At 66.7% G+C, this 10,058-nt stretch carries 6 protein-coding genes and 1 pseudogene; 3 read left to right on the top strand and 4 right to left on the bottom strand.

The annotated features are described in order from the left end of the window. Positions 1–81: 81 nt before the first annotated feature. Positions 82–426 (top strand): annotated as a pseudogene (locus LRH25_RS28405) (integrase core domain-containing protein); the annotation flags it as partial. 259 nt (positions 427–685) lie between these two features. On the opposite strand, the gene LRH25_RS28400 reads toward LRH25_RS28405, so the two are convergent. The 4 genes from LRH25_RS28400 to LRH25_RS28385 form a co-directional block, all read right to left on the bottom strand. Continuing rightward, the gene (locus LRH25_RS28400; RefSeq protein ID WP_141291657.1) at positions 686–1,510 is read right to left on the bottom strand and encodes a universal stress protein; all 825 of its coding nucleotides are present in this window, start codon (positions 1,508–1,510) and stop codon (positions 686–688) included. Between the two features lie 82 nt (positions 1,511–1,592). Beyond that, positions 1,593–4,109 (bottom strand): magnesium-translocating P-type ATPase, encoded by a 2,517-nt coding sequence (gene mgtA / locus LRH25_RS28395; RefSeq protein WP_231012978.1) that lies wholly within the window; start codon positions 4,107–4,109, stop codon positions 1,593–1,595. A gap of 51 nt (positions 4,110–4,160) precedes the next feature. After that, a complete protein-coding gene (locus tag LRH25_RS28390; RefSeq protein WP_231012975.1) occupies positions 4,161–4,619 on the bottom strand; it encodes a hypothetical protein in 459 nt (152 codons plus the stop codon). Between the two features lie 588 nt (positions 4,620–5,207). Beyond that, the gene (locus LRH25_RS28385; RefSeq protein ID WP_141288483.1) at positions 5,208–8,069 is read right to left on the bottom strand and encodes a hybrid sensor histidine kinase/response regulator; all 2,862 of its coding nucleotides are present in this window, start codon (positions 8,067–8,069) and stop codon (positions 5,208–5,210) included. A 245-nt stretch (positions 8,070–8,314) separates the two neighbouring features. Between LRH25_RS28385 and LRH25_RS28380 the strand changes: the two genes are divergently transcribed. Then, positions 8,315–8,449 (top strand): universal stress protein, encoded by a 135-nt coding sequence (locus LRH25_RS28380; RefSeq protein WP_231012974.1) that lies wholly within the window; start codon positions 8,315–8,317, stop codon positions 8,447–8,449. Between the two features lie 136 nt (positions 8,450–8,585). After that, complete coding sequence (locus LRH25_RS28375) at positions 8,586–10,028, top strand: PAS domain-containing sensor histidine kinase (RefSeq protein WP_259374189.1); 1,443 nt, start codon at positions 8,586–8,588, stop codon at positions 10,026–10,028. Positions 10,029–10,058 lie beyond the last annotated feature (30 nt).

The following is a 10,058-nucleotide window of genomic DNA, read 5'->3' as shown; positions in this document are numbered from 1 at the left end:
CTCAAGCGCTGCGGCTGAGAATTGCGGCTGCGCCGCCTTGTCCGCAACCATTGCGGTTTTCGATTTGCGTGGCATTCTTGGCAACCCGCACCTGGGCTGATGGTTCATTCCGACCGAGGCAGCCAGTACGCCAGCGCGTCGCATCAGGCATTGCTGGCGCGTCACGGCTTGGTCGGCAGCATGAGCCGCAAAGGCAACTGGTGGGACAACGCGGTGATGGAGCGATTCTTCCTGAGCCTCAAGACGGAGCGGGTCTGGTAGCGTGACTACGCCAACCATGCCGAGGCCGTGACGGACATCGCCGACTACATCGTGGGCTTCTACAACAGCGTGCGTCTGCACTCCAAACTGGGCAACTTGCCACCCAATGCTTTCGAGCAGCAATCGGCAATCAATCAACCTATTTCTGTGTCCGAAAAGACTTGACCGGCACAGCCACGGGCGGTCTGCAAGGCACGGTCGCCCACAGGTTGGGCCTCCTGGACCGAACTTGCCAGATTGGCGGCGTGCACGGCCTCCCGCTGTTCGCTGCGGCGGACAGGCAGCAACTCATGCAGTGCATTCGAGGATGCATGTGTCGTCGGCCATCGCCCTCTCCTCGGTGTGTTGGACTGATTCTGTGCGGGCGGCAGAACCGGAGCCTTGCGCCAACGCAAGCGGTTGCATGCCAGCTGCGCGCGAGGGCTCAGTGGGCCATCAGCACCGGCAAGGTCATCGAGTCCAGCACCGTGCGCGTCGCCCCGCCCAGCACCCATTCGCGCAGCCGGTTGTGGCCATAGGCGCCCATGACCAGCAGGTCGGCCGATGCTTCGGCTGCCAGCGAGAGCAAGGCATCGCCGACGTCCTGCTCGGGCAGGCTGTGCATGGCCATCGGGGCCATCACGTCGTTGAGCCGGAGCCAGCGCTGAAGCGCGACACGGCCCACGCGGTCGGCGTCGCGCGTCCTGGCGTCGCAGGCGATGTGGATGAGTTCCGCCTGGCGCAGCCACGGCAGCGCCGCGGTGACCGCACTCGCGGCTTCTCGCGTGGGCTTCCAGGCCAGCAGCACTTCTCGGCCGATCTGCGTGAAGCTGCCACTGCTGGGCAGGATCAACGCCGGTTTGCCGCTGTCGGTGAGCAGCGTGGCGACGAAGCCGGGCGGCAGCGCGCCAGCCAGTTCATCCTTCGCATCCAGCTGACCCAGCACCAGCAGGTCGGACAGCAGCGCATGTTCGAGCACGGCAGACTCAAAAAGCTCGCTGCCGGTTTCGGCCCAGGTCATGTTGCCCGAAGGCAGCTGGCGTTCGAACAGTGCACGCGCACGTCCGCGCTGCTCGCGGTCCAGCCGTTCGAGCAATGTGTAGGCCGAGGCCGCGCCTTCGGCGCCGGCAAAGGGCATGGCCAGCAAGGTGGGGACCACAGCGTACAGCGCAGTCAGCGCCGCCTGATGATCGCGCGCCAGCGCCTGGGCGACGGTGAGCCGGACGGCTGAGCGGGCCGAAGCGTCGAGGTGGACGAGGATCTGCTTCATGGTGAATGCCTCCGTTTGGCCGGGAATGAAGGAGCGCGCGCCGCCATCATGGGCAGCTGTGCACCATGGGCATTGACCTTCGTCAAGCCGGCCGTTGAAGGCGATGAAAGCCGCGCTTTGCGAACTCCACGCACACCAGGTAGAGCGCCGCGACGCCGGCGATGGCCAGCAGCATGCCGGCCGGTGGGGCCACGAAGCCCAGCAGCCCGGCCAGCGGCGTGAACGGCAGCAGCACGGCCACCGCCACGGTGGCCAGCGCTGCCGTGGCCAGCGCAGGGTGGGCGCGGCTGCGCCATGGGCGGCCGCGGGTGCGCAGCACGAAGATCACCAGCACCTGCGTGGCCATGGATTCGATGAACCAGCCGGTGCGGAACAGCGCCGCATCGGCGCCAAAACCGAGCCGCAGCATGGCGAAGGTCGCGAAGTCGAACAGCGAGCTGAGTGGCCCGAAGACCAGCGTGAAGCGGCGAATGAAGGCGGGGTCCCAGTCGTGCGGGCGCAGCAGCTCTTCTGCGTCCACCCCGTCGAACGGAATCGTCGCTTCGGAGGCATCGTAGAGCAGGTTGTTGAGCAGCACCTGCACCGGCAGCATCGGCAGGAATGGCAGGAACACCGAGGCCGCGGCCATGCTCAGCATGTTGCCGAAATTCGAGCTCGTGGCCATCATGATGTACTTCATCACGTTGGAAAAGGTTCGCCGCCCCTCGACCACGCCGTCGTGCAGCACGTTCAGGTCGCGCTCGAGCAGGATCATGTCGGCCGCGTCCTTGGCCACGTCCACTGCGGTGTCCACCGAGATGCCGACGTCCGCATCGTGCAGCGCCGGGGCGTCGTTGACACCGTCGCCGATGTAGCCGACGACATGGCCGCGGCTCTTCAGCGCATTCAGCACGCGGCTTTTCTGGGCCGGCGAAACACGGCAGAACACAGAAGTCTTCTGCGCCTGCGCGGCCAGCGCAGCGTCGTCGAGCTGTTCGATCTGTGCGCCGGTCAGCAGGTTGTGAACCGGCAGGCCGACCTGTGCACAGACGTGGCGCGTCACGCCCTCGTTGTCGCCGGTGAGCACCTTCACATGCACATGCAGCGCGCGCAGCCGGCTCAGGGCTTCGGACACGCCAGCCTTGGGCGGGTCCAGGAAAACCGCGAAGCCGCAGAACACCAGCTCGCGTTCATCGTCCAGCTGCGCATGGTCATGCGCGGGTGGCACGCGGCGCGAGGCCACGGCGAGCACCCGCAGGCCATCCCGGCTCAACGCATTGAAACTGGCGAGCACGCTTGCGCGGCCCTGGTCGTCGAGCGGCCGGCGTTGCGGCACACCGGCCACCGGCTCGGCCTGCGCCTGCGTGCACAGCGCGACCAGGTCCTCCGGCGCGCCCTTGACGATGAGCAGCCGCTCGCCGGCCCGCTCGACCAGCACCGACACGCGCCGCCGCTCGAAGCCAAACGGCACTTCGTCGAGCTTCTGCCAGCCAGCCGGGTCCACGCCCGGCTGTGCCAGGATGGCGTCGTCGAGCGGGCTGCGCAGGCCCGACTCGAAGTGGCTGTTGAGCCAGGCCAGTTCCAGCACCCGCGCGCTGGGACGGCCTTCGGCGTCGACCGCCCGCTCGAGCCGGATGCTGGCCTCGGTCAGCGTGCCGGTCTTGTCGGTGCACAGCACGTCCATGCTGCCCATGTTCTGGATGGCCGGCAGATGCTTGACGACCACCTTGCGCTCGGCCATGCGCAGCGCGCCACGCGCCAGCGTCACCGAAACAACCATGGGCAGCAGCTCGGGCGTCAGCCCCACGGCCAGCGCCACGGCAAACAGGAAGGTCTCAGCCGAGAGTTGGTGGGCCAGCAGCTGCGCGAAGGTCACGAACAGCACCAGCGCCGCGGTCATCTTGACCAGCAGTTGCCCGAAGCCGCGTGTGCCGCGCTCGAATGCCGTGGGCGCAGCGTGCTTTCCCAAGGCATGCGACATCTCGCCGAGGAAGGTCGATCGCCCGGTGCGGCAGACCAGCAGCGTCGCGCTGCCTGTCAACACCGATGCGCCCATGAACGCCGCATTCACCGCCGCGCCGATGTCGCCCTCGCCTGCATCGAGCTCCTGCGGCTTTTTCTCCACCGGGTAGGCCTCGCCGGTCAGCATGGCCTGGCGCACGAAGAAGTCGCGCGCCTCGATGACCCGACCGTCTGCGGGCACCATGTCGCCAGCCGCCAGCTGCACCACGTCGCCCGGCACGAGCGCCGCTGCGGGCACCCGCGTCACCGTGCCATCCCGAAGCACGTTCGCGTTCAGCGCCACTGAACGCTTCAGACGCTCGGCTGCGTCGCCGGCCCGGTGCTCCTGCACGAACTCCAGCGCAACGCTGCCCACCACGATGAAGGCGATGACGGCGGCGCTGGTCGCGTCGCCCATCACCGCGGAAGCCCCACACGCCAGCAGCAGCATCAGCACCAGCGGGCTGTTGAAGTGCGCCAGGAAGGCCGACGCCATCCGCCGCCGAGGCTGTTGGTCCAGCGTGTTGGCGCCTTGCGCCGCAAGCCGGCGTGATGCTTCTGCGGAGGAAAGTCCTTGTCGCTCGGCCAGCAGCGAAGTCAGCAGCTCGGCTGTCGGCACTCTCCAGAAATCGCGCGGTGCCGGCCCCGTTTGCTTGGACACGCCCTGACCTCAGTCGGTCCGAGCAGGCGGCATGGACGCAAGCAGGAGGGAGAGCCAGGGCTGCATCCAGTGGCCGGCCAGCACGCTTGTCGACGCCGCAGCGCCAGGCCGCCTGGCGAGGGCGGCGGACCCGCCGTCCCGGACAGTGTCGGAGACGGGCAGATGCCCTGTGGCAGCGCGCCACCACGCATCGGCCCATGCCTGCTGGACGGCGTTGAGATGGAAGCTGGCGATCTCCTGCATCGAGCTGAGGGCGTGCTCAAGGGCCTGAGGGCCGGCTGCCACGCGAGTGAGCATCAGCCAACCATCGAGCCACTTCATGGCGAGTTGGTTGCCGCCCAGCGGGTGGAACCAGGCGTCGCTCCACTCATGCAGAAGACGCGGGCCATGCAGTGCATCCAGCACTGTCCATACAGCGTCAGGCCCAGATGTCGAGGAAGAGTCAGTTGGCACGGGCAACGCGGTCATGGCAATTTCCTGTTGAACATCCCTGAGAGATGACCGCAGCGAATGGCTGCACCAGGCGATGCTAGGCGCCCAACTTCGCAATCGCTTGCGCCAGCTCAAGCCTCGCCGCTTCGGCTGCCAGCCATGCCTCCACAAGCCGCCTGCCACGCCGCCTCGCTGCGCTGATCTGGCGCAATGTGCGTCCGGCCAATGGCAGTTCAATGACACCTCACGAAACAGGGGGCTCGCATGCAAGCCGCATCCACCTTGACCCGGCGGGCAGCCGGTGTGCGTCGGGAGACGGCGCAAGCCTGGAGGCGACCATGATCTGGCTGATCCTGGTGGGGCTGTGCATGCTCTGTGTGCTCCTCGGCGTCTTTCGGTTGGTGGTCATCGTGCTGACGCTCGATTGACCTGCGATGCAAGCCGCATGCGTCGGCTCAATCCACTGTCCGCAACGGCCTTGCCCTCCATGAATCAGGCAGGTGTCGAAATCTAGTGGTGCTTCCTGGTTTCAGCGGCACGGCCGCGGCCTGGCATTTCAGGACCAGCGCCCTGTCTTGACGCCGATCGCTGCAGACTTCTCGCCAGACCGCCGACCGCGCACCCTCAACGGTGGTCCAAAGCACGAATCTCCGTGACGAGTGCCGCATGCCGCGCCGCCACCTCGTTGCCCAAGGATTGGACCAGGGCAAACGAGCGTGAACGACGGATGGCCAGTTCCAACTCGACCAGCATGGCGTGCAAAGACGCAGCCCCGATCGATCCAGCGGCGCGCTTGAGGGATTGAATCCTGGGCAAGGCCTCGCTCGCCTGGTGGGCTGCAAGCGCCGACTGGATCAGTTCGATGTCCGGGACTGAGGACTCGACGAATGAGCGCAGCACCCCCGCAAAAACCGTCTCGCTGCCGTTCACCATTTGAAGCCCATAGGCCGCGTCCAGGCCGGTCAACCGCCACATCGGCAGTTCCCGCATGATCGCTGCCGCCTCGGCAGGCCGACGTTGCGGCGGCCCGCGCGGTCCGGCCTCGACGGGCTTACTCGGCAGCCACCTGAGCAAGGCGTTGAAGAGCACATCGGGCTCAACCGGCTTGGCCACGAAGTCGTCCATGCCAGCTTGCAGGCACATCTCGCGGTCTTCGCTGAATGCGTTGGCCGACAGCCCGATGATGGGTCGCCCGGACCAGCCCGGCAGCGCACGGATGCTGCGGGTGGCCGAGAGGCCGTCCAGCACCGGCATCTGCATGTCCATCAGGACCAGGTCGTATGCCAGGAGCTGCGCCTTTTCAACTGCCACCTGGCCGTTCACTGCGCTGTCGACCTCCAGCCCCACGGCCTTCAGCAGTTCGGTGGCCACCTCCCGATTCACCTCGTTGTCTTCCACCAGCAGGATGCGGGCGCCGGTGTGCCTGCGTCTCAACTGTTCCTCGGGCCTGAGCTGCACGGTTGAGGGCACGGCAGGCACCGGCCCCAGGCCGCGGCTCAGCCGGGCCGTGAACCAGAAGGTCGAGCCTCGACCAGGCATGCTGGTGACACCGACCTCGCCACCCATCAGCTGGGCCAGGTGCTTGGTGATGGCCAGCCCCAGTCCCGAGCCACCATGCAAGCGCGTGACCGTGGTGTCCGCCTGCTCGAACGCATTGAACAGGCGAGGCAGCGCCTGGGCAGCAACGCCAGCGCCGGTGTCCTGCACCTCGAAGCGCACCAGCAAGCCCGCCACAGTCTCCTCGACCAGCACGGCCCTCAGCGTGATGCATCCCTTGTCGGTGAACTTCACGGCGTTGCTTGCGTAGTTGAGCAGCGCCTGCCCCAGTCGCGTCAGATCACCATGCAGCCAAAGCGGCACCGCATCGAGGTCCACCCGCACATCGATGCCCTTGCCGCGAGCCTGTTCGCAGATGATGGACTGCACGTTGTCGAACAGCGCCGTCAAATGAAGATCGGTCAGGTCCAGCTGGAAACCACCGGCTTCGATCTTGGACAAGTCCATGATGTCGTTGACCACCGACAGCAGGTGGCGAGCCGCGACGTCGATCTTGCCCAGGCGATCAGTCTGTTCGGGCGTGGATCCGGTTCGCTGCAGCAGCTTGGTCAGGCCGATGATCGCGTTCAGCGGCGTGCGGATCTCATGGCTCATGTTGGCCAGGAACGCCGACTTCATGCGATTGGCGGCCTCTGCTGCGAGGCGCGCCTGCTCGGTCCTTTCGCGCAGCTCCGTAACGTCGCGCAGCACGGCCGTGTAGTAACGCTGGCCATCGACGTCCAGCTTGGAGATCGACACTTCCACCGGGAGGTGCTGGCCGTCTGCACGCACGGCAAACACGGCGCGCTCTGCGCCCATGCGCCGCTTGGCAGAGCCACGGGCACCGAACTCCCGGACGAAACTGCTGTGTTCGGCCCAAGCCGACTGAGGCAACAGCGTCTCCAGCGTGCGCCCGAGCATGTCGCTGCTGCTGCGCGTGAACATTTCCTCTGCGGCGGGATTGAACAGCACGATCCGCTGTTCACCGTCCAACACCACCACCGCGTCCATGACGGATCCAATGATCTGGTCGAAGCGCAGCTCGTGGTGGCGCAAGTGCCGCTGCATCGCCGTTCGGCCCACTTCGCTCAAGTGCAATGCGTTCGCGGTTCGCCAGATCAGCAGCGCGAACAACAGGGTGTAGGCCACGGTGATGAGCGCAATGCCGAAAGTGCCTTGCACCTGCCCCCGGCGCTCGGCAAACAGCAGCAGCCAGCCCAGAATGAAGGGGCCGCACAGCACATAGGGCAACAGCCGCCGCGCGGCCATGCCACCAGCCCCCTTGTCGACCAACAGGCGCATCAGGCCCTCCGAGGGCCTGGCCAGCAGCGCGCCGAGGCACAACACCACGAGCCCGATCGCCGTGTGCAGCGCGAGCGTTGAATAAGCCCCCACGCCGTACAAGGCCTCCACGCCATAGGCGTAGCCCACGCAGGCCAGCAGGCCGATCAGCGCCCCGACCGTGGCGGCCCCCTGCGCCACCGGTCGCCAGGGGCTGGCATCCAGCAGCAGCAGCGCCAGCGCAGCACACAACAGCCCGGCGGCCGTGGCCTCGGCCATGCGGCCCGCGGGCGCATGGGCATGCGGATCCACCTCGACACGGATCAACAGCTGGTCAATGCCGAGATCTGCTGGCAACAGGTATTCGGCCAGCGTCAGCAGACAGATCAGCACCACACAACCCAACATCGAAGCGCGAAACACACGCACTGCGCGCGTGGTGGCGGAGGTGCTGGAGGTGGCCAGCGCAATGCCGGCGAACAGGAAGCACACCGCCGTGTTCGGCTTCATCGAAGCAAAGTCGGGCTGGATGCGCGTGAGCCACGGCACCGTCAGCACCCAGCCCACCAACACCACGACACCCAAGCCCGCCACGGCGACGCCAGACGACTTCGCCATCCGCAGCGAATTCGCCACCAGCGTTGCGTCAAGATTGTCGACAGGTGTCAAGACTGCTCCACCCCCAGAGCCACTCTGGCTCGTTGGTTTCAGCCTACTGCCGGGCCGCTGGCGCGGCGTTGCGGCAACTCAATGCTCAGAGCGCCCGAGGGCCGACGCTGGCGCCGGTTTCAACGCCACGCAGGGAAAGCCGGCGACATGCAGGACATGCTGGCGAAATTGACGAATGTCAAACAAGGGCCGGGGAGAAAGGTGAGACTCGTGATTCCTCTGGCACTGGGTCGAGGCCACCGCACATGTACCACCGAATCCTGGTCCCCGTTGACGGAAGCCCGACCAGCCGGCGCGGCCTGCAAGAAGCGATTGCCATCGCGAAGGCAGCGGCGGCACCATCCGCCTGCTGCACGCTGTGGACGACCTCCGCTTCGTGACCTGAACCGGAGAAGCCGCTTGCCTGAATCCCAGCCAGCTTCCGCGTCCTCACACGACCCCTTCCCCCTGCTCGAGCGGCACAGGCCGCATGCCGACGAGAACTCATGGGAAGCGCAGATCGCGCTCACGCTTGCGATGCGCGCCGTCGGCGAGTCGCTTCTGCGGGGTGTTTTTGAAACCGCGCTGGACGGCATCGTGATGACTGGCGAAGACCAACTCATCGTGCTGGCCAATGCCGCTGCCGCTCGCATGCTCGGCTGCTCGTCGTCGCAGGACATGGTGGGCTCACCCCTGGCGCGCTTCATTCCCGAATCCTGCCGGGCCATGCATGGCGATGCCATGCGCAAATTCGGCAGGAGCGGCGCCGCTGTGCGGCACATGGGGCGGCGGCGCGAGGTACAGGCCATGCGGACCGATGGCACGCTGTTTCCAGCGGAGGCCACCATTTCCCACATCGAGATCGATGGCCTCGGGCTCTACACAGCCACGCTGCGGGACATGAGCGAAGCCCGGCAGGCCGAACAAGCCTTGCGCGACAGCGAAGCCATGCTCCGCCGCCTGCTGATGAACCTGCCGGAGGCGGTGTTCGTCAACAGCGGCAATCGTGTCAGCTTCGTCAACGAGGCCGCCCAACGGCTGTTTGGTGGCGACGAGGCCGCGTTGCTCGGCCGTGCCCCGTTGGAGCTGATTGCCCCGCAATCCCGCGCGCTGGTGCACGCCCGCATCGCGGCGCTGAGCCCGCGGGCACCTGTCGCTCCGTTGACGGAACTCGGCATACAGCGGCTGGACGGCAGCGAGCGGCGCGTGGAATCCGTGGGCACGCTGATCGCTCATCGCGGAGAAAGCGCCATCCTGGTGGTGCTGCGCGATGTGACCGAACTGCGCCAGGCACGCACGGCGCTGGAGCAATCCCATGCGGACCTGCAACGCCTGGTCGCAGCGCTGGAGCAGACGCTGATGACGGAGCGCAAGCGCATTGCGCGCGAGCTACACGATGATCTTCAGCAGACGCTTTCGGCAATCCGCATGGACACGTTTTTGCTGCGCGAGAACTGCGGTGGCCCCAACGATGCAGCGACGCTGGCGCGCATCGACGGCTTGGCCGAAGCTGCGATGGCTTCGACGCGGCGACTTGTCAACGACCTTCGCCCCTTGCCGCTGGAGGAAATGGGGCTGACCGAAGCGCTCAAAGCCATGGCTCAGCGCTTCGCAGAGCGCTCCGGCATTACCTGCGAGGTGACCGTGCCGCCACCTGACGCGGCAAACGAGCCTGCCGCGACGCTGGCGCACTGCCTCTTCCGCGTGGCCCAGGAGGCACTGAACAACGTTGGCAAGCATGCGCACTGCCGCCAGGCCGAGGTCTCGCTCAGGCGTGATCAGGACGGCGGCTGGACGCTGAGGATCCGCGACGACGGTTGCGGCATCCAGCCAGGTGACCCGCGCAAGCCCAAGTGCTATGGACTGCTCGGCATGGGCGAGCGGCTGCGCGCGTTGGGTGGCGCATTGAAGGTCAGCAGGCGATCCGAGGGCGGTACCTGCGTGGAGGCAACGCTGCCCCCACCGCCGCGCATGGACTGACGGCCGCCCCCAAGCGGCCGGCCGCCGGCG

This window comes from Ideonella azotifigens, from assembly GCF_021043325.1.
Lineage (GTDB): Bacteria > Pseudomonadota > Gammaproteobacteria > Burkholderiales > Burkholderiaceae_C > Ideonella > Ideonella azotifigens.
Note: the sequence above shows the minus strand (reverse complement) of the source record. Positions and strands in the feature narration are given on the sequence as shown.

Excerpts from the sequence above, each read along its gene's own strand:
- LRH25_RS28400 (WP_141291657.1), bottom strand. The coding sequence starts at position 1,510 with ATGAAGCAGATCCTCGTCCACCTCGACGCTTCGGCCCGCTCAGCCGTC.
- LRH25_RS28380 (WP_231012974.1), top strand. The coding sequence starts at position 8,315 with ATGTACCACCGAATCCTGGTCCCCGTTGACGGAAGCCCGACCAGCCGG.
- LRH25_RS28390 (WP_231012975.1), bottom strand. The coding sequence starts at position 4,619 with ATGACCGCGTTGCCCGTGCCAACTGACTCTTCCTCGACATCTGGGCCT.
- LRH25_RS28375 (WP_259374189.1), top strand. The coding sequence starts at position 8,586 with ATGCGCGCCGTCGGCGAGTCGCTTCTGCGGGGTGTTTTTGAAACCGCG.